At 65.2% G+C, this 23,670-nt stretch carries 17 protein-coding genes; 12 read left to right on the top strand and 5 right to left on the bottom strand.

What is annotated here, in order from left to right; genetic code table 11:
* Nucleotides 1-6: 6 nt before the first annotated feature.
* Genes PFZ56_RS23435 through PFZ56_RS23415 form a run of 5 tightly spaced genes read left to right on the top strand, consistent with a single transcriptional unit; the run spans nucleotide 7 to nucleotide 4,478 of the window.
* Complete coding sequence (locus tag PFZ56_RS23435; protein WP_170004638.1) at nucleotides 7-1,029, top strand: hypothetical protein; 1,023 nt, start codon at nucleotides 7-9, stop codon at nucleotides 1,027-1,029.
* A complete protein-coding gene (locus tag PFZ56_RS23430; protein ID WP_170004636.1) occupies nucleotides 1,026-1,760 on the top strand; it encodes a hypothetical protein in 735 nt (244 codons plus the stop codon). Before PFZ56_RS23435 ends, PFZ56_RS23430 begins: the two co-directional genes overlap by 4 nt.
* Nucleotides 1,757-2,851, top strand: coding sequence for a hypothetical protein (locus PFZ56_RS23425; protein WP_170004634.1), 1,095 nt, complete (start codon nucleotides 1,757-1,759; stop codon nucleotides 2,849-2,851). Before PFZ56_RS23430 ends, PFZ56_RS23425 begins: the two co-directional genes overlap by 4 nt.
* A 51-nt stretch (nucleotides 2,852-2,902) precedes the next feature.
* Entirely contained in the window at nucleotides 2,903-3,526 is a 624-nt protein-coding gene (locus tag PFZ56_RS23420) for a phosphatase PAP2 family protein (RefSeq protein WP_170004632.1), read from the top strand.
* The gene (locus PFZ56_RS23415; protein ID WP_170004630.1) at nucleotides 3,513-4,478 is read left to right on the top strand and encodes a fatty acid desaturase family protein; all 966 of its coding nucleotides are present in this window, start codon (nucleotides 3,513-3,515) and stop codon (nucleotides 4,476-4,478) included. Before PFZ56_RS23420 ends, PFZ56_RS23415 begins: the two co-directional genes overlap by 14 nt.
* Here PFZ56_RS23415 and PFZ56_RS23410 read toward each other — a convergent pair.
* The 4 genes from PFZ56_RS23410 to PFZ56_RS23395 all read right to left on the bottom strand — a co-directional run bounded on the left by PFZ56_RS23410 (nucleotide 4,448) and on the right by PFZ56_RS23395 (nucleotide 10,569).
* Nucleotides 4,448-6,070 (bottom strand): EAL domain-containing protein, encoded by a 1,623-nt coding sequence (locus PFZ56_RS23410; RefSeq protein ID WP_170004628.1) that lies wholly within the window; start codon nucleotides 6,068-6,070, stop codon nucleotides 4,448-4,450. The genes PFZ56_RS23415 and PFZ56_RS23410 overlap by 31 nt on opposite strands.
* A 176-nt stretch (nucleotides 6,071-6,246) precedes the next feature.
* On the bottom strand, nucleotides 6,247-7,986 hold the full coding sequence (locus PFZ56_RS23405) for a dipeptidase (protein ID WP_170004626.1): 1,740 nt from the start codon (nucleotides 7,984-7,986) through the stop codon (nucleotides 6,247-6,249).
* Between the two features lie 211 nt (nucleotides 7,987-8,197).
* On the bottom strand, nucleotides 8,198-9,442 hold the full coding sequence (locus tag PFZ56_RS23400) for a saccharopine dehydrogenase family protein (protein WP_102863073.1): 1,245 nt from the start codon (nucleotides 9,440-9,442) through the stop codon (nucleotides 8,198-8,200).
* A 29-nt stretch (nucleotides 9,443-9,471) separates the two neighbouring features.
* On the bottom strand, nucleotides 9,472-10,569 hold the full coding sequence (locus PFZ56_RS23395) for a carboxynorspermidine decarboxylase (protein ID WP_102863074.1): 1,098 nt from the start codon (nucleotides 10,567-10,569) through the stop codon (nucleotides 9,472-9,474).
* Between the two features lie 352 nt (nucleotides 10,570-10,921).
* Between PFZ56_RS23395 and PFZ56_RS23390 the strand changes: the two genes are divergently transcribed.
* The 7 genes from PFZ56_RS23390 (at nucleotide 10,922) to PFZ56_RS23360 (ending at nucleotide 19,245) form a co-directional block, all read left to right on the top strand.
* Nucleotides 10,922-12,247: an NAD(P)/FAD-dependent oxidoreductase gene (locus tag PFZ56_RS23390; protein WP_102880183.1), complete on the top strand. Its 1,326-nt coding sequence runs from the start codon at nucleotides 10,922-10,924 to the stop codon at nucleotides 12,245-12,247.
* Nucleotides 12,247-12,657 (top strand): RidA family protein, encoded by a 411-nt coding sequence (locus tag PFZ56_RS23385; RefSeq protein ID WP_011061806.1) that lies wholly within the window; start codon nucleotides 12,247-12,249, stop codon nucleotides 12,655-12,657. Before PFZ56_RS23390 ends, PFZ56_RS23385 begins: the two co-directional genes overlap by 1 nt.
* 70 nt (nucleotides 12,658-12,727) lie before the next feature.
* The gene (locus PFZ56_RS23380; RefSeq protein WP_170004622.1) at nucleotides 12,728-13,405 is read left to right on the top strand and encodes a DUF1028 domain-containing protein; all 678 of its coding nucleotides are present in this window, start codon (nucleotides 12,728-12,730) and stop codon (nucleotides 13,403-13,405) included.
* Nucleotides 13,398-14,561, top strand: a complete 1,164-nt coding sequence (gene argE / locus PFZ56_RS23375; protein WP_170004620.1) for an acetylornithine deacetylase — start codon at nucleotides 13,398-13,400, stop codon at nucleotides 14,559-14,561. Before PFZ56_RS23380 ends, argE begins: the two co-directional genes overlap by 8 nt.
* Before the next feature lie 221 nt (nucleotides 14,562-14,782).
* Complete coding sequence (locus PFZ56_RS23370) at nucleotides 14,783-16,273, top strand: aldehyde dehydrogenase (RefSeq protein WP_170004618.1); 1,491 nt, start codon at nucleotides 14,783-14,785, stop codon at nucleotides 16,271-16,273.
* A gap of 108 nt (nucleotides 16,274-16,381) precedes the next feature.
* Nucleotides 16,382-17,830, top strand: coding sequence for an APC family permease (locus PFZ56_RS23365; RefSeq protein ID WP_394304470.1), 1,449 nt, complete (start codon nucleotides 16,382-16,384; stop codon nucleotides 17,828-17,830).
* A 2-nt stretch (nucleotides 17,831-17,832) separates the two neighbouring features.
* A complete protein-coding gene (locus PFZ56_RS23360) occupies nucleotides 17,833-19,245 on the top strand; it encodes an aspartate aminotransferase family protein (RefSeq protein WP_102880188.1) in 1,413 nt (470 codons plus the stop codon).
* A 155-nt stretch (nucleotides 19,246-19,400) separates the two neighbouring features.
* On the opposite strand, the gene PFZ56_RS23355 is transcribed toward PFZ56_RS23360, so the two are convergent.
* A complete protein-coding gene (locus PFZ56_RS23355; protein WP_394304469.1) occupies nucleotides 19,401-23,579 on the bottom strand; it encodes a putative Ig domain-containing protein in 4,179 nt (1,392 codons plus the stop codon).
* Nucleotides 23,580-23,670 lie beyond the last annotated feature (91 nt).

Below are 23,670 nucleotides of genomic sequence, written 5' to 3'. Positions count from 1 at the left end.
TCCCCCATGAAAACACCTTCGCTCGCTTCATTCGGCTACTCCCTGGCCTGCCTGGCATTGCTGGCTTTGAGCGGCCAGGCCAATGCCGCGCCTTCCGAGTTCAGTGGTCGCGGGGTGTTTCACTTCGCCTCGGACAGTGGCTGCGCGACCGTCACCCGCAGCACCGACCGCGACTGCAACCGGATTGCCCTGGATGTGGCAGATGCCCAGGCCAGCGTCGACCCGCAAACCCACGCCATCGTGATTGGCGCTGACGACCACCATGACAGCAAGACGGTGATCGGCGACGTGCTGCTGCACGGCAGTGGCATCGCCGCCGATGGCCAGCGCGTGCCGCTGAGCCTGCAGGTGCTGTTGCGGCGCTCGGGCACGAAGTGGAAGTCCGACACCTATGTGCACTCGCCCGTGCGCGGCAAGTTCCGCGACATCGTCCTCGACCCCTATCAGATCAGCGTCCGTGAAGGCGCCGGCGAGCGTGTGCTGTTCACCGCCGAGCAGGCGCGCAAGGTCCTGGCACAGCCGTCAATCGCCGCACGAGTGGCCAGCTACTTCGTGGTCGTGCGTCCCAGCGATGCTCAGAACCCGGCGGCCGACGACATCACCATCGGCCTGGGTGTCGGACGACTGTCCAAGTCGGTGATGCGTGCCAGCTTCACCGCGGCGCAACCGGGCACTGGCGAACTGGATGCGTTGCTGGCAACGGGCACCTGGAACCTTAACCTGCAGGCCCTGAGCGGCCAGATTCCGTTGTGGGTGGTTCAGCGCCAATTGTTCGTGTTCGGCCTCGAAGACAGTCCTCTGCTCAAGGAGGTACGCCAACGCGGCCTGAACAAGCGCGACGTCCTCGAGTTGGGGGCGGTCAACGGCAAGGGCTACCTGCGTTACAACGGCCATGAACAACCCTTTGCCAATGCCGGGGCGTCCGGAACGGCCTTTATGCGTGACAGCTTTATCGGCCTGATCCTGGCCTGGCATCGCAGCCAGCAGGTAGCCACGGTATCCGCCACTGCCCCGCAGCCTGCGCAATGAGTGGGGGTGAAGCAGTCGCCACCGAGGCGGACTTCAGCTGCCTGAGCATGCCTCAGGCCCAGGGCCTGGGGGCGGTGCAGGCGCGCCTGGTGGATCGCATCAAGCGCGCTGCGCTGCGACGCCTGCACCGTAGCCCCCACGGGGAGCGCTTGTTGTTGCGCATGTACCTGGCCGGCGAAGACGCCACCGAGCGCACGCTGCTGGAAGACTTGCTCCCCCAGTCGCCGCCCTGGCTTGAGCGTCAGGTACAACAGCACCTGGCCGATGAGCGTCGCCATGTGACGCTGTTTGCCGACGCTTTGCGCGGCCTGGGCGACGACGGCTCGGTGCGCCTGGAACCGGACTGGCTCAGCCGGCGCAAGATCCGCCGCTGGCAGCGCCTGGCCCATCGCTATGCGGCACATTTCGAGCATGGCCTGCTGGTGCCGGCCTACGCCACCGGGCTCTGTGCCGAGCAGATGGCCCAGCGGGTATTGAGCCGCCACTGTGCGGTGATCGGCACCGGGCATGAGCTGTATCCGTTGCTGTCGCGGGTCCTGACCGACGAGAAGGCCCACGTGCGCTTGTGCGAGAACACCTTGCGCTGCATCGTCGCGCCCCATGAGTCTGTACACCTGGACCTGTTGCTCAAGGACATTCGCGCAGTGGATGCCAGTTTCGGCGTGACCGGTGCCCTGGCCATGTACGTCGCCGGTTGGGTCCTGGGCGGTGTGGGCAGCGCGGCCCGATGAGTAAACGGATTCTTTATCTGGCGACCGCCGATGCCCGTGGCCACCTGATGCGTGCGCAGTTGCTGGTGCATGCCCTGCGCGAGGCGGGGGCCCAGGTCGAGGTGCTGACGACCTCGGAGCAGGGGCAGCACTTTCTGCAACGCTTCGGCATCGAGGCCGAGCTGCTGTCCACGCACTATGCGGTGCAGTTCGACAGCGAGCAGAACATGCTGCGCCAAGCCACCAATCGCAATGTCGCCCATTACCTGTTTCGTCCCGGACGGATGCTACGGGACATTCTGCGTCTGGGGCGCAGGTTGCGCAGTGTGGATCTGGTGATCAACGACTCCTTCCATCCGGCGCTGCTGTACATGGGCATGCTGCCGGGATGGCGACGCAAGGTCGTGCACGTGTACGGCGCGAGCCTCAAGGTGGCGCTGCTGAACAATTTCGCGGGCATGTGGCCGCGGCAGTTCGGGCGGTTGTTCGGCTGGATTGTCGACCGCCAGATCAACGCGGCGCGAGCCTGCATCGAGCATGATTTCGCCTATGAAGTGGACGACGCCCAGGCGCCGTTGCTGTATCGCCTGCCGACTCCGGTGGCCCTGGCGGCGGTGATGCCGGAACCTGCGGCCCCCGGGGCTGCGGTGTACCTCAATCCGCATTTCAGCGAGCCCAGCCTGGCCGATGCCTTGGGTGCGGGCCTGGAGGACGCCGGCCTGGACGCGCATCGGGTGGGCGAGGGCTATGCCGGGCGCCATGGCTGGCTCGGGGTCGACCCGTACTGGGCCAGCCGCGCCGCCCAGGCCCGGCTGATAGTGTCAGCGCCGGGCATGGCGGCACTGTCCATCGCTCGGGTCTATCAGCGGCCGATCCTCCTGGTGCTCAGCGATCAGCCCGAACAGACCCGCAACGCGGCGCGTGCCGCCCAGCTACAGCTACTGCATCGGGTGGTGACCTGGCGCGGCGATGCCGCGGATTTTCGCCGCCAGGTGGCTGCAGCGGCGCAGCAATTGACCGCAGCGGCGGGGGCCGAGTCGACAGCGGCTGCCGGTCGGGCGCGGGCCCAGGGGCGGATCGACGCCTGGGTCAGCCGCCTGCTCAGCCTGTGAACACGCCGCTATGGGCCGCGATCCACTCTTGCATCCACTAAGCGAGCAGCCATGAGCAATCCCTTGCCCAGCCCGACCCCGAGAGCCAACTATCGACAGACGCTGGTTGCGCTGCTGGGCCTGTTGCTGGGCCTGAGCATTTTCATCGGCGTGCAGCGACTGATCACGCCGCGCTACACCTGGGTCACGCCGCTGGATGAATGGATTCCTTTCATTGCCCAGTCCTGGTGGCTGTACGTGCTGTTCTTTCCCTTCGTGCTGCTGGCGGCGACCTACGCCAGTGCCGAAGCGTTCAGGATGTTCAAGAACGCCACGGGGATGGCCTTCGCCATTGCCCTCCTGTGTTTCTGGCTGTTCCCCGAGCACCTGCCCAGGCCCGATCTTGGCAACCTCGACAATGCCTTTTTGCATCAGCGCCTGAGCCGCATGTGGCAGCTGGACCTGGCGTCCAACGGCTGTCCCAGCCTGCATGTGGCGGTAACGTGCCTGGCCTGCCGTGCGCTCTGGTCCCACCCCGGCAAATGGCTGATCGGCATCACCGGCCTGCTGATCTGCCTGTCGACCCTGACCCTCAAGCAACACACGCTGCTGGATGTCGCAGGCGGCCTCCTGCTGGCCCTGGTCTGCGCCCTGGCCACCCAACGACAAGGAACCCATGCCCGTGTCCCAGCCTAATGCCCGCGCCGGCGACAATCAGGCGCTCAAGGCCTTTGTCCCGGCCGCCGAGCTGTTTGTCCTCAAGCCCTGGATCGGGATGCTGGCGCTGCTGGCCGACTGGCTGCTGATCGCTGCCGCGTTCGTCTGTGCCGCACGCTGGCCGCACCCGGTCACCTACCTGTTGGCGGCGCTGATCATTGCCCGCAGCCAGTTGGCCCTGGCGGTGATCATGCATGAGAGTGCCCATGGCCTGCTCCTGCGCCGGCAGGCACTCAATGATGGCGTGGGTCAGCTGTTGGCGGCTGGCCCGCTGTTTCTTTCCATGGCCACCTACCGCGCCGGCCACCTGAAGCACCACCGGCAGCCGATGCTGCATGACGACCCGGTGATGGCGGTGTTTGGCATGGGGGACTACCCGCTGCCTCGGGGCAAGCTGGCCAGGCGCTTGCTGGCGGACCTGTTCGGGGTGGGCTACTTCATCAGTGCCTGCAAATTTGCCCGGGGTGATTACCGCGCCATCATGCCCAAGGTCGACAAGTCTGCGAGGCAGGTGTCCTGGGAGATCTGTTCAATGCTGCTGGTCAACGGCGTGCTGTTCGGCTTGCTGAGTGCGTTCGGGCACCCCTGGCTCTACCTGGGTTTGTGGTTGTTGCCGGCCATCACTTTGCTGCCGTTGATGGGCCGGGTCCGGGCGCTGATGGAGCACGCCGGCTTGCCCGCTCATGCTGACCAGAGCCAGAACGCCCGCAGCATCGTGCGTCCGAACGGGCAGACCTTCTTCTTCGGTCCCCATGGGATTCACTACCACATCGAGCATCACCTCTATGTGCGCGTGCCGTTCTACCATTTGCGCGGCCTGCATGAACAACTGGCAGCGCGGCAGTTGCTGCCTGCGGCGAATCTCTATGGCGGCTACATCGGGGTACTGCGGGATGTCAGCTACCCGGCGTTGAAGCCGCCGGCGGCCTGACTCTCTGCGACGTCCCCGGTCCCATCCCCCGGATGCTGATCGATGAACTCCCGCAGTTGCTGAATGCTCATCGGGCGGCCGAACAGCCAGCCTTGGGCGTACTGCACGCCATGCTTGCGCAAAATGTCGCGCTGGAGCGGATTTTCGACGCCCTCGGCAATCATCTGCAGGCCCAGGGAGCGGGCCAGTTCGATGATGTGCATCGTCACCAGGCTGGTGGGGGCGTCGGTGCCCAGGGTGTCGACAAACATCTTGTCGATCTTCAGGTAGTCCAACTCATAGGTGGCCAGGTACGACAGGCTGGAATGACCGGTGCCGAAGTCGTCGATGGCCACCTGGAAACCGTTGGCCCTGACCGCCAGTAGTACGGCGCGGGACTTGTCGGGGTCCATCAGGCCGCGCTCGGTGATTTCCACCATCAGGCTGCGCGGTCCCATGCCGGCTTCTTCGGAGAGTTTCTTCAAGCGCTGTTCGGCGTCCTGAGTCTTCAGATCCTCGCTGGAAAGGTTGATGGCGATGTGCAGGCGTTCATCGGCGCGCAGCAGTTCCGCGGCATCGCGCACCACGATTTCCATGACCCGGGCGGTGATGCGCTGGATCAGTCCGTTGGCTTCGGCCATGGGAATGAAGACACTGGGGCTGATCAGCTTGCCGCCCTGGGTGCGCCAGCGCGCCAGGGCCTCGGCACCGACGCAGCGGCCATTGTGCAAGTCGATGATGGGCTGGTACTCGATGAAAAACTCGTCGCGTTCCAAGGCCGCTTGCAACTCCCCCTTCAGGGACAGGCGCCGCCGGGCCAGATAGGCGACCAGAGCGGCCAACAGCAGGCCCAGCACCAGCCCCAAAGGCGCGATGATCAGCGCGAGGCGCCGTACCCGCTCGGCCACCACCGATGAGGATTGAGCGGCCAATGCCGCGGTTTCGCTGTTGGACGCCGGCACAATGACGACGAAGTAGCCGTCATCTTCGAATTCCAGCGCTTTGCCATCGCCGCTGTAGCGCTGTACCCATTGCTCCTTCACCACGCCGCGCTGGCCGATGATGCTGCGCAGCCGGGTTTGCAGGAAGGCGCTGGACACCGATGACTGCTGATTCAGCAGGTCCAGGGCAAAGTCGGGGTGAATGATGGCGGCGTAGTTATCCCGGGCCACCACGGCAAACACCTGATCCGGCAGACCGGGCAGATGTACTTTGTTCCAGAAGCGCAGGCCGCTGGGGTCCGGGCCCGAAAAAGCGCCCAACGCCAGGGGTTCGGTTTGGGCTTGCAGGGTGTTGCACAGCAGCGTCGAGCCGGCCATGCCGGCCATGCCCACGATGTGGCGATAGCCCAGTACCAGTCTGTGCATGTCTTGGAGCTGTTGGCTGGAACAGAAGGCTTGAGGAGGTTGCTGGTTGAGCTGGCTGATGGCGGCATTGATCTGCGCGCGCTGCAGGCGGGCACGCTCCAGAACGTCGTTGGCCACCTCGTGCAACGAGGACATGACCGCTTCACGGCCCTGGCTTTGGGCCAGGTAGAGGGACAGCGACAGGGGCGCAAGCAGCGCCAGTAGGCCGACGGTGCAGGCCAGCAGGAGGACACCCAGCTTGTTCATTGAACTCTCCGTGACCCACTGACGGCCTCGCAAACGCTTGGCTGGGCCTTGATGACGTTCGGGAAAATGGACAGGAAAATGCCGAATGGCTTATGGGAGGGGAGTATAGAAGGCGCTGGGCAATCAATCGGAACAAGGTCATCGGACCCGCCATTGCAGCGGGTCCGACAGGTGTGTCAAAGCTTGGGCAGTTGCCCGATACGCCCGACCATCTCGGTGACGATCTGCAAGTCCAGGAGGAACTGATCCACGGTCTTGAACTCGTTGTCGGTGTGGCCGGTGTACTTGACTTCGGGCCGCGCCAGGCCGAATTGCACGCCGTTGGGCAGTTCATGCACCGAGGTGGCACCGGCGGAGGTGCCGAACTGGTGTTGCATGCCCAGGTTCTCGCTGGCCACCGCCAGCAAGGCCTTGACCCATTCGCCTTCGGGGTTGCGGTACATCGGTGCGGCGATGGAGGTGTCGAGCGTCACCGCCACCTGGGTCTTCTTGCTCCAGGCCGCCAGTTTGTCGGTGATTTCAGCCTTCAGCACGTCCGGGGTCTTGCCCTTGGGCACTCGCAGGTTGACCGCCAGTTTGAAGGCTTTGTCATCCACGCCGACGAAGGTCGGGGAGGTGGTCAGCGGGCCCATGAAGGCGTCGGCGAAACCGATGCCCAGCTTGTTCCCCAGGTAGTCCAGGCCCCAGTTGTCGGCGGCATAGCGGGCTCCGTCGGTGAACGCGTTGTGCTTGAGAGCGATCTTGCCGTCGAGGCTGTTGATGAAGTCCAGCATCCGCGCCACCGGGTTGACCCCGGACTCGGGTTCGGAGGAGTGGGCGGACACGCCGGTGACGGTCAACTGCACATCCTTGTCCACCACCTTGGCGGTGATCTGGAAGTTGCCGCCGTTGGCCTTGGCATAGGCGGCACCGGCTTGCTGCAGGCTGGCCACCAGTTCGGCGGGTGTGTCGGTCTTGAAGGTGGCCACCGAGGTGGAAGGAATCTGGTTGGTGGCCAGGCCACCGGTCAGCCCGGTCATTTCCGCGCCCTTGCCTTCGGCGGCACGCCGGGCAAAGGTCGCCATCACCGTGCCGTAGCCTTTCTCGGCGATCACCACCGGGTAGCCGCCATCCAGCGCCAGGTTGTAGTTGGGCGTCGGGTTGCGTTCGAAGTAGTAGGGGATGGCGTCGCCGCTGGTTTCCTCGGTGGTGTCCACCAGCAGTTTGAAGTGGCGTGCCAGGGGCAGCTTCTCTTCCTTGATGATCTTCATGGCGTAGAGCGCGACCACGATGCCGTTCTTGTCGTCCTCGGTGCCGCGGCCGTACATGCGGTCGCCGATCAGGGTGACCTTGAACGGGTCGAGGCGGGTGCCGTCTTCCAGGACCCAGTTTTCCGGGGTCACCGGCACCACGTCGGCGTGGGCGTGGATGCCGACCACTTCGTCGCCGGTGCCTTCCAGGGAGATCTCGTAGACCCGGTTGTCGATGTTGCGAAAGTTCAGGTTGAAGGCCTTGGCCAGGCCCTGGATCTTCTCGGCGATCTTGAGAAACTCGGGGTTCTTGTACTGCGGCACACCGTCGATGTTGAAGGTGGGAATGGCCACCAGTTCACGCAGGGTCTCGGTGGCGGCCTTGCCGTACTTCACCCGGGCGTAGAGGCCCAGCAGGCGATGGATTTCGTTCTGCTGTTCGGCGGACAGGCTCTTGTTGTCGAGAAAGGCGCTGATGGCCGGGCCCAGGTTGGCGTCCTTGCCCGCTTCGCTCTTGGCCAGGCTGCCGAGGAACTGACGGAAGTCGCTGACCGAGTGGTCACTGAAGGACTTGAGGATGGCCGCGCTCTGTTGCGGGGTGATATTGGCCTGGGCGGCGCTGGAAAACGCGGACAGGCTGGCGAGCATCAGGGTGGCCGCAGCCAGGTGCTTGAGAGAAAAATCCATTGTTGAGGGCATTCCTTTGCAGGTGATGAGTGGGAAGTGTCTGATGTTTCAGACAGAAACGTTCCCAAGCTAACACTACGAAGGAGGGCGGCGGGAGTCCCGGATGTGGGATCTGTCGCACAGAAATGCAAAAGCGGCGCACAAACGAAAGATGTTACAGGGCGGGGAACAGCGGGCGCCTGGGTCGGCGCCCGCTGTGGGTGGGGCAGGATCAGATGGCGGCGTCCCAAGGACGGTCGCCATGCTCGTCCTTGATACGGGTCGGCAGGCCCATCACGTCCAGCGCCTTGAGGAACGGCTTGGCCGCCAGCTCCTCGACGTTGACCATGCGTTGCACGTCCCACTCGCCACGGGCGACCAGCAGGGCGGCAGCCACTGGCGGTACACCGGCGGTGTAGGAAATGCCCTGGCTGTCAGTCTCGGCGTAGGCTTCTTCGTGGTCAGCCACGTTGTAGATGAAGACTTCGCGCGGCTGGCCATCCTTGGTGCCCTTGACCAGGTCACCGATGCAGGTCTTGCCGGTGTAGCCCGGGGCCAGGGAGGCCGGATCAGGCAGTACGGCCTTGACCACTTTGAGCGGCACCACTTCCAGGCCTTCGGCGGTCTTGACCGGTTGCTCGGAGAGCAGGCCGAGGTTGCGCAGCACGGTAAACACATTGATGTAGTGCTCGCCGAAGCTCATCCAGAAGCGCACGTTGGGCACGTCGAGGTTTTTCGACAGCGAGTGCACTTCGTCGTGGCCGGTCAGGTACAGGTTCTGCGAGCCGACTACGGGCAGGTCGTCGGTACGCTTGACTTCGAACATGGTGTTGCTGGTCCACTGGCTGTCCTGCCAGCTCCACACCTGTCCGGTGAATTCGCGGAAGTTGATTTCCGGGTCGAAATTGGTGGCGAAGTATTTGCCGTGGGAACCGGCATTGACGTCGAGAATGTCGATGGAATCAATGCGGTCGAAATGTTCTTGCTTGGCCAGGGCGGCATAGGCGTTGACCACGCCCGGATCGAAGCCCACGCCGAGAATGGCGGTGACTTTCTTCTCCTGGCATTCCTCGAGGTGCTTCCACTCGTAGTTGCCGTACCAGGGTGGGGTCTCGCAGATCTTGCCCGGCTCTTCGTGGATCGCGGTGTCCAGGTAGGCCACACCGGTATCGATGCAGGCACGCAGCACCGACATGTTGAGGAACGCGGAGCCGACGTTGATGACGATCTGCGATTCGGTTTCGCGGATCAGCGCCTTGGTCGCTTCGATGTCCAGCGCGTTGAGGGCGAAGGCTTTTATTTCAGCGGGCTGTTTGAGGCTGCCCTTGGCCTTGACGCTGTCGATGATGGCCTGGCATTTGGAGATGTTGCGCGACGCGATAGCAATACGACCGAGTTCGTCGTTGTGCTGCGCGCACTTGTGGGCCACCACCTTGGCGACACCTCCTGCACCAATGATAAGAACATTCTTCTTCAATTTATTTACTTCTCCTCGTGTCTGTCCGCTCAGGAAAGGCTGGACAGGTAGTCTTCGAAACCAAACTCGCGCACCACGTCGATGCTGCCATCGAGTTGTTTCACGACAATGGACGGCATTTTCAGACCGTTGAACCAGTTTTTCTTGACCATGGTGTAACCCGCAGCGTCGATGAACGACAGTCGATCGCCGATGGCCAGCGGACGATCAAATTGGTATTCGCCGAAGATGTCCCCGGCCAGGCAGGATTTGCCACACACCATGTAGGTATGTTCACCCGTGCTTGGTGACAGCTTGGCGTTCAAGCGATAAATCAGCAGGTCGAGCATGTGGGCTTCGATGGAACTGTCCACCACCGCCAGGTGCTTGCCGTTGTACAGGGTGTCGAGCACGGTCACTTCCAGGGACGCGCTCTGGGTGATGGCGGCTTCGCCCGGCTCCAGGTAGACCTGCACGCCGTACTTCTCGGAGAAAGCCTTGAGGCGCGCGCAGAAGGCGTCCAGGGCGTAGTCCTCGCCGGTGAAGTGAATGCCGCCGCCGAGGCTGACCCATTCGACCTTGTGCAGCAGGTGGCCGAAGCGCTCTTCGATGGTGGTCAACATCTGGTCGAACAGGCCGAAGTCGCCGTTCTCGCAGTTGTTGTGGAACATGAAGCCGGAGATCTGTTCGATCACGCCTTCGATCTTCGCCGGGTCCCACTCGCCCAGGCGGCTGAACGGGCGCGCCGGGTCGGCCAGCAGGTAGTCCGAGCTGCTCACCTGGGGGTTGACCCGCAGGCCGCGGACCTTGCCGCTGGAGGCATCGGCAAAGCGCTGCAGCTGGCTGATGGAGTTGAAGATGATCTTGTCGCAGTTGGCGAGCATGTCCTCGATCTCGTCGTCGGCCCAGGCCACGCTGTAGGCATGGGTTTCGCCTGCGAACTTCTGCCGGCCGAGCTTGAGCTCGTACAGCGACGAGGAGGTGGTGCCGTCCATGTACTGCTGCATCAGGTCGAACACCGACCAGGTGGCGAAGCACTTGAGGGCCAGCAGGGCCTTGGCGCCGGACTGCTCGCGCACGTAGGCGATCTTCTGCATGTTGCTCAAAAGCTTCTGCTTGTCGATGAGGTAGTACGGCGTCTTGATCATTTCAGGGTCTCCGGCAGGGCCAGCCAAAAAGGTAGGCATTGTGCCCTCAGTGCCTGCAGATCGAAAGCACGGAAATGCATTTTCGCCGGGTAATCATCTGAACGGCCAAACTGATCAGTCTGATGGCCGCGGGTTAACGCCCGGACGTCCCCGATCACAGTCCGGCCTCGTGCAATCCGTGGCCGCAGGCCCTCGTGCTGCCTCGTTTTTTCTTATCCAGGGAGCACATTTTTAGTCATTTTCCTTCGCCGACGTCTGTCGCACCATCTGCTGCATCCGACTCACACCCGGGTTCTGAACCAGGTGTCCAGCGCTTGCGCTGACGCCCTTCGTCTTGCAGAAGGACACACACATGACCGTAGAACAAATACAAGTGGATACCTTGGTGGTCGGCGCGGGCCAGGCCGGCGTGGCCATGAGCGAACACCTGAGCAAGCTCGGGGTGCCCCATCTGGTGCTGGAGCGCAGCCGCATCGCCGAGGCCTGGCGCACCGGACGCTGGGACTCGCTGGTGGCCAACGGGCCGGCCTGGCATGACCGCTTTCCCGGCCTGGAATTCGATACCCCTGCCGATGCCTTCCCGGCCAAGGATCAGGTGGCGGACTACTTCGAGGCCTATGCCCGCCAGTTCAATGCGCCAATCCGCACCGGTGTGGAAGTGCGCAAGGTGCAGCGCAATATCGGACGCCCCGGCTTCACCGTCGAGACCTCCGAGGGGGTGATCCAGGCCCAGCGCGTGGTGGCCGCCACCGGACCTTTCCAGCGCCCGGTGATTCCGCCGATTGCGCCCAAGGATGCGCGGGTTGAGCAGATCCATTCCGCCGCCTACCGCAATCCGCAGCAACTGCCGGCGGGTGCGGTGCTGGTGGTGGGGGCGGGTTCCTCCGGCGTGCAGATCGCCGATGAGCTGCAGCGAGCGGGGCGCCAGGTCTACCTGTCGGTGGGGGCCCATGACCGTCCGCCGCGCGCCTACCGTGGCCGGGACTTCTGCTGGTGGCTCGGGGTGCTGGGGGAATGGGATGCGGAGATTGCCAAACCGGGCCGGGAGCACGTGACCATCGCTGTCAGTGGTGCCCGCGGCGGCCAGACCATCGATTTCCGCGCCCTGGCCCATCAAGGCATCACCCTGGTGGGGCTGACCCAGGCCTTCGACGGTGAACGGGTGACCTTCCGGGCTGACCTGGTGGACAACCTGGCCCGAGGCGACGAGAACTACCTGGCGCTGCTGGACGCGGCCGATGCCTATATCGCCCGCAACGGCCTCGACCTGCCGCCGGAGCCCGAGGCTCGGCAGCGTGTCCCTGATCCGCAGTGCGTGAAGCAGCCGATCCTGGAGCTGGACCTGCTGGAGGCGGGGATCACCTCGATCATCTGGGCCACCGGCTATGCCGTGGACTTTTCCTGGCTGCAGGTGGACACCTTCAGCGAACAGGGCAAGCCCCTGCACCAGCGCGGTGTGTCCCGCGAGCCCGGGGTCTATTTCCTCGGCCTGCCCTGGCTGTCGCGTCGGGGTTCCTCCTTTATCTGGGGCGTCTGGCACGACGCCAAGCACGTCGCCGATCACATCGCGACCCAGCGCAAATACCTGGCCTACAGCCAAGCCCGGCAGTCCTCGACGCAGACTTCAGCGCAACCAGAGACACCGATCCACAACCTCGACAGCGTGGGAGCCCACTGATGCCTACTCATACCCGTATTCGCATGTTCAACACCAAGGACACCTATCCCAACCAGTCCCTGGACAATGACCTGTGCCAGGCGGTGCGTGCCGGCAACACGGTGTATGTGCGCGGTCAGGTCGGCACTGATTTCGACGGTCGGCTGGTGGGCCTCGGCGACCCGCGAGCCCAGGCCGAACAGGCGATGAAAAACGTCAAGCAACTGCTGGAAGAAGCCGGCAGCGACCTGTCCCATATCGTCAAGACCACCACCTACCTCACCGACCCGCGTTACCGCGAGCCGGTCTATCAGGAGGTGGGCAAGTGGCTCAAGGGCGTATTCCCGATTTCCACCGGCCTGGTGGTCTCGGCCCTCGGCCAGCCGCAGTGGCTCATGGAAATCGACGTGATCGCGGTCATTCCCGAGTGACCCCTGTGCGGTTGTTTCCAGCGGCGCCGAGTCGAGCGCCCATGCAGGCCCAGTGGGCCAAGGAGTTGCCATGACTTTTTCCATCGTTGGCCGCTGTGCCGAAACCGGCCAGTTGGGCATTGCCATCAGTTCGTCGAGCATCGCCGTCGGCGCTCGTTGCCCCTGGGTGCGAGCGGGAGTGGGGGCGGTGGCCACCCAGAACGTGACCCTGCCGGCCCTGGGGCCGCAGATTCTCGACCTGCTGGAGAACCACAAGCTCGATCCCGGCACGGCCCTGGACAAGGCCCTGGGCAGCAACGGCTGGAGCCAGTACCGCCAGGTGACGGTGATCGACGGCCAGGGGCGCACAGCGCTGTTCAGTGGCCAGCAAGCCCTGGGTCTGCACAACGCGCTGGCGGGCGAACAATGCGTGGCCGCCGGCAACCTGCTGGCGGGCACAGGAGTGATCGAGGCCATGGTCGAGGCGTTCGAACAGACGCCGGGCATTCTCGTCGAGCGCCTGCTGGCGGCCATGCACGCGGCCATGGCTGCCGGGGGCGAGGCGGGGCCGGTGCATTCGGCGGCGCTGAGCGTGGTGGATGACCTGACCTGGCCCATCGTCGACCTGCGGGTGGACTGGGCCGATGAAGACCCCATCGGTCAGTTGGCCGGTCTCTGGCAGGCCTATCGGCCGCAGATGCAGGACTACCTGACTCGGGCCCTGGACCCCACGGCGGCGCCCAACTACGGAGTGCCGGGCAATGAGTGAGCATTCGAGCCGCGAGCTGCTGGCGCGGCTGGTGGGGTTTGCCACAGTCAGCCGCGACTCCAACCTGGAGCTGATCGGTTTTATCCGCGACTACCTGGCGGGCCATGGGGTGGACAGCGAACTGATCTACAACCCGCAGCGCACCAAGGCCAATCTGTTTGCCAGCATCGGCCCCAGCGATCGCAGCGGTGTGGTGCTGTCCGGGCACACCGACGTGGTGCCGGTGGATGGCCAGGCCTGGAGCGTCGAGCCGTTTGTCTTGAGCGAGCGGGAAGGGCGCCTGTACGGCCGTGGCACCGCTGACATGAAGGGCTTTATCGCCTCGGTGCTGGCGGCGGTGCCGGGCTTGGTCCGGCGAGAGCTGCGCATACCGATCCACCTGGCCTTTTCCTACGACGAGGAGGTGGGCTGCCTGGGCGTGCGGCCGATGCTCGAACGATTGCAGCAGCGCCCGCACAAGCCGTTGCTGTGCCTGATCGGCGAGCCCACCGAACTGCGCCCGGTGCTGGGCCACAAGGGCAAGCTGGCCATGCGTTGCCAGGTGCGTGGCGCGGCCTGTCATTCGGCCTATGCGCCGTATGGGGTCAACGCCATTGAGTACGCGGCGCGGCTGATCGGCAAGCTGGGGGAGATCGGCGGCCAACTGGCCCGTCCCGAACACCACGACCCGCGCTTCGATCCGCCGTTCTCCACGGTGCAGACCGGCACCATCAAGGGCGGTCGGGCGCTGAACATCGTGCCGGCGGACTGCGAGTTCGATTTCGAGGTGCGCACCCTGCCGGAGTTCGATGCCCAGGCGGTGGTGGATGAACTGCAGCGTTATGCCCAAGACCAATTGCTGCCGCAGATGCAGGCGGTACAGGCCGACACCGGGATCGCCCTGCAACCCTTGAGCGCCTACCCCGGGCTGGCCACCGCCGCCGACAGCGAGGCCGCAAAACTGCTGGCACTGCTCAGTGGTTCGCGGGCGTTCGGCACTGTGGCGTTCGGCACCGAGGGCGGGCTGTTTCATCAGGCCGGTATCCCTACGGTGGTCTGTGGCCCGGGCAGCATGGACCAGGGGCACAAGCCGGACGAGTTCATCAGCCTTGAGCAGTTGCACGCCTGCGACGCCATGCTGCGGCGCCTGGGGGATTGGCTGGAGCGTCCGACCTGAGCTTGCCCAGCGGTTGACGGGCTCCGTTTCACGCCCCAGGCCATCTCCCGGATGGCCTGGGCGTTGGCGTTTGTGCGGCCCGGCCCAGGGCCTTGGCTACAGAGCTTTTTCATGGTGCCGGAGCATATTTTTAGTATTTTTCCTCTCGCTCGCGGTGCCGCACCATCCTCCCTACCTACCTAACAACCAGGCCGTTACAACGGTCGACGAGGGAGTGCAGCGTGTTCGATCTCGGTTACTGGCAGCAGCGAGCTGCCCGGCAAACATTCATTGACCAGGCGCTGATCGGCGGCCAACGGTTGTCCGCCCAGTCCGGCGCCACGTTCGATGCCATCAACCCCGCCACCAATCAACGCTTGGCCCGGGTCAGCGCCTGTGGCGCCGCCGAGGTGGACCTGGCGGTGGCCGCCGCGCGCCGGGCCTTCGACCAGGGGCCCTGGGCGCGCATGGCCCCGGTGGAACGCAAGAAGGTGCTGCTGCGTCTGGCCGAGCTGATGCTCGCCCACCGCGAGGAACTGGCCCTGCTGGAATCCCTGAACATGGGCAAGCCGGTGATGGATGCCTGGAACATTGACGTGCCCGGCGCCGCCAACGTCTTCGCCTGGTACGCCGAAAGCGTCGACAAGCTCTACGATCAGGTGGCCCCCGGCGCCCGCAACAGCCACGCCAGCATCAGCCGTGAAGCCTTGGGGGTGGTCGGCGCCGTGGTGCCCTGGAACTTCCCCCTGGACATGGCGGCCTGGAAGCTGGCACCGGCCCTGGCGGTGGGCAACTCGGTGGTGCTCAAGCCCGCCGAGCAGTCGCCGTTCTCGGCCCTGCGCCTGGCCGAATTGGCCCTCGAGGCCGGGTTGCCGGAAGGGGTGCTCAACGTGGTGCCGGGCCTGGGCGTCGAGGCCGGTCGCGCCCTGGGCCTGCACCCGGATGTGGATTGCCTGGTGTTCACCGGCTCCACCGAAGTGGGCAAGTATTTCATGCAGTATTCGGCCCAATCCAACCTCAAGCAGGTCTGGCTGGAATGTGGCGGCAAGAGCCCGAACCTGGTGTTCGCCGACTGCCAGGACCTGGACCTGGCCGCGGAAAAAGCCGCCTTTGGCATCTTCTTCAACCAGGGCGAGGTGTGTTCGGCCAACTCGCGGCTGCTGGTGGAACGTAGCATTCATGACCAGTTCGTCGAACGCCTGCAAGCCAAGGCTCGGGACTGGCGGCCGGGCAATCCCCTGGACCCGGCCAGCCGTGCCGGGGCCATGGTCGATGCCCGCCAGACCGCCAGCGTCATGGGCTATATCAAGGGCGCCCGGGAGCAGGGCGCCGAGCTGGCGTGCGGCGGCCGGCAACTGATCATCGATGGCAGCGACAACTACATCGAACCGACCATTTTCACTGGCGTGGATCGCCAGATGACCCTGTTCCGCGAAGAGCTGTTTGGCCCAGTGCTGGCGGTGACCGCCTTTGACCACGAGGAACAGGCTGTAGCGTTGGCCAACGACAGCGTCTATGGCCTGGCGGCGTCGCTGTGGAGCGATGACCTCAACCGTGCCCACCGGGTGGCCCGGCAACTGCGGGCCGGCACGGTGTCGGTGAACACCGTGGACGCCCTGGACGTCACCGTGCCCTTTGGCGGCGGTCGGCAATCGGGGTTTGGTCGCGACCTGTCGCTGCACGCTTTCGACAAGTACACCCAACTGAAAACCACCTGGTTCCAGTTGCGCTGAGCCATGCCTTGCGACCTGCTCGCCAGGTCCAGTGCCGCGCCGTCAAAGCGCGTCTTTACCTGCCGCTTCGGCGGCAGGCCCACAACAATAAAAAGCGGAGTGTGTGCCATGACTGCAAGTGTCTCCATCGGGGCCGCAAGCCCCTTGCAACGCGGCGGTTTGCGCCGGGTCCTGGGCCTGGGTTCGCTGGTCTCGGTGGCCGTCGGCCTGGTGGTGTCCCAGGGGGTGATGGTGCTGATGCTGCAAGGGGCGGGGATGGCCGGGCTGGGCTTCTTCATGCCCCTGCTGCTGGCCTATCTGATGGCCCTGACCTACGCGCTGTCCTTTTCCGAGCTGGCGTTGATGGTGCCTCGGGCCGGCAGCTTGAGCAGCTACACCGAAGTGGCCATCGGGCACTTCCCGGCGATCCTCGCCACCTTCTCCGGCTACATGGTGGTGGCGATGTTCGCCCTGTCCGCCGAACTGCTGCTCCTGGACCTGATCATCGGCAAGGTCTACCCCGGCTCGCTGCCGCCGATGCTGGTGGCCTATGGCGTGCTGGGCACCTTCACCTTGCTCAATCTGCTGGGCATTGACGTCTTCGCCAAGCTGCAGACGGTCCTGGCGGTGGTGATGGTGGTGATTCTGCTGACCCTGGGCCTGGGCGCCATCGGCAGCGCGCAGGCGGATCTGCAACTGCCGCTGGATCAGGGCTGGAACCCCATGGAAGTGGGGGCGCTGGCGTTGGCCGCGATGGCCATCTGGGGCTTTGTCGGTGCCGAGTTCGTTTGCCCGCTGGTGGAGGAAACCCGCAACCCGGAACGCAATATCCCGCGCTCGATGATCATTGGCCTGAGCATCATTTTCCTGGTGATCACTCTGTATTGCCTCGGCGCACTGCTGTGCATTCCCCGGGAGCAACTGGCGAGCAACCCGCTGCCGCATTTCCTTTTCGCCACCTCGGTGTTCGGTGAGGCCGGCAAGCTGTTCCTGGTGGGCGCGGTGATCACCGCGACCTGCAGCACGGTCAATTCGTCCCTGGCGGCGCTGCCGCGCATGCTCTACGGCATGGCGCAGAACGGCCAGGCCTTTCCCCAGTTCAAGCGCCTGAGTCCGCGCACCCGTACGCCCTGGGTGGCGGTGCTGTTCATTGCCGCCCTCACGGGCCTGCCGATCCTGCTGCTGGGCCAGGACCCGGATTCCATCAGCCTGCTGCTGTTGGCCGCGGCCCTGGCCTGGCTCTTGGCCTACATCATCGTGCACATCGACGTGATCGCCCTGCGGCGTCGCTACCCCGAGGCGCCACGGCCGTTCCGTTCACCCTTCTACCCCTGGCCTCAGGTGCTGGGCATCGTCGGCATGCTGTTTGCGATCTATCACGTCTCACCGTCGCCGCAGATGACCGCGCGGATCTTCGGCAGCGCCGGGGTGGTGCTCGGGGTGATCTCGGTGATTGCCGTGCTCTGGATCAAGCTGGTGATGCGCAAGCCACTGTTTGTTCCCGAGCCGCTGTTGCCCCTCGAACCGGGGCCCGCTGCAACCTCTTCCCTTGAACCCACTTGCCGTGCAGGAGAATGACCATGAGTGCTTCCAACCCTCAGCCAGACAACGCCCCGCAACGCAGTACCCAGGACTACCAGGCCGCCGACGCCGCGCACCATATCCATGCCTTTCTCGACCAGAAGGCGCTGAACGCCGAAGGCCCGCGGGTCATCGTCCGTGGCCAGGGCCTGCACCTGTGGGACAACGACGGCAAGCGCTACCTGGACGGCATGTCCGGCCTGTGGTGCACCAACCTGGGCTACGGCCGCAAGGACCTGGCGGCCGCCGCCAGCGCCCAGCTGGAACAGCTGCCGTACTACAACATGTTCTTCCACACCACCCACCCGGCGGTGGTGGAGCTGTCGGAGTTGCTGTTCAGCCTGCTGCCGGGGCACTACAGCCACGCCATCTACACCAACTCCGGTTCCGAGGCCAACGAGGTGCTGATCCGCAGCGTGCGCCGCTACTGGCAGATCCTCGGCCAGCCACAGAAGAAGGTGATGATCGGCCGCTGGAACGGCTATCACGGCTCGACCCTGGCGGCCACCGCCCTGGGCGGGATGAAGTTCATGCACGACATGGGTGGCTTGATCCCGGACGTGGCGCATATCGACGAGCCTTACTGGTTCGCCCACGAAGGCAACCTGACGCCCGCCGAATTCGGTCTGCGCTGCGCCCGCCAGTTGGAAGAAAAAATCCTTGAGCTGGGGGCCGAGAACGTCGCCGGGTTCATCGCCGAGCCGTTCCAGGGCGCGGGCGGCATGATCTTCCCGCCGGACAGCTACTGGCCGGAGATCCAGCGCATCTGCCGCCAGTACGACGTGCTGCTGTGTGCCGACGAAGTGATCGGCGGTTTCGGCCGTACTGGCGAATGGTTTGCCCACCAGCACTTCGGTTTCGAGCCCGATACCCTGTCGATCGCCAAGGGCCTGACCTCGGGCTACATCCCCATGGGCGGCCTGGTGCTGAGCAAACGCATCGCCCAGGTGCTGGTGGAGCAGGGCGGGGTGTTCGCCCATGGCCTGACCTACTCCGGGCACCCGGTGGCGGCCGCCGTGGCCATCGCCAACCTCAAGGCCCTGCGCGATGAGGGCGTGGTGAGCCAGGTCAAGAACGACACCGGTCCCTACCTGCAGCAATGCCTGCGCGAAGTGTTCGGCAAGCATCCGCTGATTGGCGAGATCCAGGGCACCGGGCTGGTGGCGGCCCTGCAGTTCGCCGAGGACAAGGCCACGCGCAAACGCTTTGCCAACGAGAACGACATCGCCTGGCGCTGTCGCACCCTGGGCTTCGAAGAAGGCGTGATCATTCGCTCGACCTTCGGGCGCATGATCATGGCCCCGGCCCTGGTGGCCAGCCGCGGTGATATCGATGAGTTGATCGACAAGACCCGGCGCGCGGTGGAGCGCACGACCCAGGAAATCGAGGCCGGGCAACTGCCGACGGCCTGAGGACTGCTGCTGGATCGAGCGCTTGTCGGCGCTGTTAAAACACAACACCCCGCCAGAGTCGGACTCTGGCGGGGTGTTGTTTTGTTGCCGTGGCTCAAGGGGAGCCATTTCCATCTGTGGGGTTCAGCCCTGGGCCACTAATCTGTGGCCAGGGTTCAGAACTTACCGTTGAGACCCAGGCGGAAGGTGTCGTTGCGTTCGTCCGAGCCCAGGGCGGTCTTGTACGAGACGCCCAGTTGCCAGGCGCGTCCTAGGTTGAAGTCCACCCCCATGTCCAGGCTGGCGAAATCGCTGTCCAGGGCATCGGGTTTGAGCCGGTACAGGGTGCCTTCGTCGCCCTGGTCGGTGTAGCGCATCTTGTAGTCACTGCTGTTACTGAAGTTGTGGCCCCAGGCCAGGCCGACCTTGGGCGTGACCACACCGATAGGGGTCATCAGGTCGTAGCCCGAGCGCACGCCGAGGTAGGAGGTGAAGTTCTGCTGGCGCTGCTCGTCGTAGGACAGGCCATAAATGCCGCCGCCACTTTCACGGTAGGCGTCCAGGCGGGTGGTGCTGGCATTCAGCCGGCTGTAAGGGGTCAGCGACAGCGGACCCTGGCGGTACTCGTAGCTGGCGGTCAGGGAGGCGAACAACTGGTCGGCATCCCGCGAGCCACGGGCATAGTCATCGGCACTGCCGGTGATGTAGCGGCGTGAGTCGAAGCTGATGCGGTTGTAGCCCAGCAGGCCGTCGACATACACCTGCGGGGCCAGGTTCAGGCTCAGGTAGGTGGCGATGCCGATAGCGTCCGCGTCGCTGCGGGTGTGGTTCTTGCCGATGTCACTGCGGTCGTTGCCGTAGCCGAAACCGATCCCGGCAACGGCCGTGGGCGACAGGCGATAGTCGACCCCGGCGCTCAGGCCCAGGGTGGTAAAGCTGTTGTCCCGGGCGCCCCGTGCGTGGGTCGAGCCGACGTTGACGAAGCCGTCGCTCCAGAACGCCAGGGCATCCTGTTGGCAATTGTCTTTGAGGGCGGCAGCGGCTTCGCGTTTTTCCTGCTCGGTCTGGTTGGCCGAGGCCCCCAGTTGGTCCTGGACGGCCTTGGCGATCTCGCCCAGCGGCACTTCGCGGCCTTCCTTGCGCAGGCTGGCGTTGAACGAATTGCGGTCGCAACTGATCTGGTGCAGTTGCTCCAGACGCCGGTTGAAGTTGTCCATCTGGGTGCTGGCAAAGCGTTCCGCGGCTCGGGTCTGGGCGTTGAGCAGGCCAATCACTTCGGCGTCCTTGGTGGGGTCCGAACGTTCCTGGATGGTGAAGGTGATGGTGCTCGAGGCGCTGGAGCCGCTGCCGTTTTGCAGGCTGAAGCTGACGATCGCGGTGCCGGCGAAAGCGGCCGACGGTACGAAGCGCATCGAGAACGGACCCATCATCCTCGCCTGGCCGGCCGAGGCCGGGGTGACCGAGCCCAGGACGGCCTGGGTGAATGGACCGCCGGTGGCGCCTTGGGTCAGGTCGACGGTGGCCGACTGGCCCGCAGCGAGGATCTGGCTGGAGGCGGGCACGCTGATTGCCACCGCGGCGATGGTGATCGAGTAGGCCTGGGAGCCTGTAGCGCCGTTGGCATCGGTGGCGGTGATGGTCAGGTTGGCAGTGCCGCTGGTGCTCGGCGTACCGCTGATCAAGCCGCTGGCGGTGTTCAGGCTCAGGCCCGCCGGCAGGCTGCCGCTGCTGATGCTGTAGCTGTAGGGCGCCGTGCCGCCGGAGACGCTCAGGGCCGCGCTGTAGGCACTGCCCGCGGTACCGGCGCCGAGGGAGGCTGGGGTCAGCACCAGGGTCGGTGCGCTGACGGTGATGGTCACCGTGGCCGGGCTGGAAGTGCCGCTGGCGTTGGTGGCGGTGTAGGTGAAGCTGTCGGAACCGGAGAAACCGGCGGTCGGGGTGTAGGTGATGCTGGTGCCGCTGGCGCTGGCGGTGCCATGGCTGGCCGCGCTGGCGACGGCCACGCTGGTGGCCGCGCCACCGCTGAGGTTGAGGGTGATCGGGTTGGCGCTGCTGTTGGCCGCCACCGTGGCGCTGACGGCGCCTGCCACCGGTGCCTGGGCGCCGATGGTGATGGAGTAGGCCTGGGAGCCGGTGGCGCTGTTGGCGTCAGTGGCGGTGATGGTCAGGTTGAAGGTGCCGCTGGCGCTCGGCGTGCCGCTGATTGCACCGGTGCTGGTGTTCAGGCTCAGGCCGGTTGGCAGAGTGCCGGCGGTGATGGTGTAGCTGTAGGGCGCGGCTCCGCCGGAAGCACTGAGGCTGGCGTTGTAGGCCGTGCCGACGGTGCCGTTGCTCAGGGAGCCGGGGCTCAAGACGATGCTCGGCGCGCTGACGGTGATGGTCACCGTGGCCGGGCTGGAGGTGCCGCTGGCGTTGGTGGCGGTGTAGGTGAAGCTGTCGGAACCGGAGAAACCGGCAGTCGGGGTGTAGGTGATGCTGGTGCCGCTGGCGGTGGCGGTGCCATGGCTGGCCGCGCTGGCCACGGCCACGCTGGTGGCGGCGCCACCGCTGAGGTTGAGGGTGATCGGGTTGGCGCTGCTGTTGGCCGCCACCGTGGCGCTGACGGCGCCTGCCACCGGTGCCTGGGCGCCGATGGTGATGGAATAGGCCTGGGAGCCGGTGGCGCTGTTGGCGTCAGTGGCGGTGATGGTCAGGTTGAAGGTGCCGCTGGCGCTCGGCGTACCGCTGATTGCACCGGTGCTGGTGTTCAGGCTCAGGCCGGTCGGCAGGGTGCCGGCGGTGATGGTGTAGCTGTAGGGCGCGGCGCCGCCCGAAGCACTGAGGCTGGCGCTGTAGGCCGTGCCGACAGTGCCGTTGCTCAGGGAGCCGGGGCTGAGGACGATGCTCGGCGCGCTGACGGTGATGGTCACCGTGGCCGGGCTGGAAGTGCCGCTGGCGTTGGTGGCGGTGTAGGTGAAGCTGTCGGAACCGGAGAAACCGGCAGTCGGGGTGTAGGTGATGCTGGTACCGCTGGCGGTGGCGGTGCCATGGCTGGCTGCACTGGCCACGGCGACACTGGTGGCAGCGCCGCCGGTGATGTTCAAAGTGATCGGGTTGGCGCTGCTGTTGGCCGCGACGGTGGCGCTGACGGCGTTGGCAACCGGCGCCAGGCCGTTGATCACCAGGCTGTAGGCGCGGGAACCGGTGGCGCTGCTGGCGTCAGTGGCGGTGACGGTCAGGTTGTTGGTGCCACTGGCGCTCGGCGTGCCGCTGATCACGCCTGTGCTGGTGTTCAGGCTCAGGCCGGCCGGCAAGCTGCCGGCGCTGATCGCGTAGGTGTACGGCGCGGTACCGCCGGTGGCGCTCAGGGTCTGGCTGTAGGCTGCGCCCTGGGTACCGTCGGGCAGCGTCGTCGGCGTTATCGCCAGGGTCGGCGGGGTGACGGTGATGGTCACCGTGGCCGGGCTGGAAGTGCCGCTGGTGTTGGTGGCGGTGTAGGTAAAACTGTCGGAACCGGAGAAACCGGCGGTCGGGGTGTAGGTGATGCTGGTGCCGCTGGCGGTGGCGGTGCCATGGCTGGCCGCGCTGGCCACGGCGACGCTGGTGGCCGCGCCGCCGCTGAGGCTCAGGGTAATCGGGTTGGCGCTGCTGTTGGCCGCCACCGTGGCGCTGACCGGGCCGACGGTAGGGGCCGGCACGGCGTAGGTATAGCCATTGGTCAGGGTGGCGCTGCCCCCCGGTGTGGTGACTGCAACGTTGACCGCACCTGCAGCATGGGCCGGGGTGGTGGCGGTGATGGTGGTGGCGTTGTTGACGATGTAACCGGTGGCGGCTGTCCCGCCAAAGCTCACCGCTGTGGCGCCGGTAAAATTGGTGCCGGTGAGGGTGACGGAGGTGGCGCCTGCGGTGCTGCCGGTGTTCGGGGTGACCGAGGTCAGGGTCGGAGTCGCGGAGCTGGTGACCAGCAGGTTGTAGGTGGCGACCCCGCCATCGTTGTTGCCGTCATTGAGGGTGATGCTGAAGGTGTAGTTACCGGCGGTGGTCGGGGTGCCGTGCAACACCGTGGTCGCGCTGCCGGGGGACGCATCGAGGATCAGGCCCGGTGGCAGGCAGGGGGTCACACCATCGTAGTCCGGATCGTTGGCGTCGCACTCCACCCAGCGGTCCAGGGGCATGGTGCCGCCGACAGAGCTGATGGTGATGCTCATGCTCTGACCCACCGCGATGGTGGGCAAGGTGCTGCCGGAGGCCGGGTTGGTGATCACGGGGGCAACCGCCATGGCCTGGCTGCTCATGCTCAGCATGACCAGCAACAGAAACAGTGAAATCAGCGGGCGTGTCAGCCAGTTACCTGGCGCGGTCAGCGGTGTTCTCATGAGGGCTTCCTGCCTTGCGACCGGTTTGAGGGTCGTGTCCAGCGTAAGTGTTGATAAAGGTCCAGCGGTTACAGCACGGCTACAGCCGGCC

This window comes from Pseudomonas danubii (assembly GCF_042980055.1).
Taxonomy (GTDB): Bacteria; Pseudomonadota; Gammaproteobacteria; order Pseudomonadales; family Pseudomonadaceae; genus Aquipseudomonas; species Aquipseudomonas danubii.
This window is presented reverse-complemented; position numbering and strand designations above follow the sequence as displayed.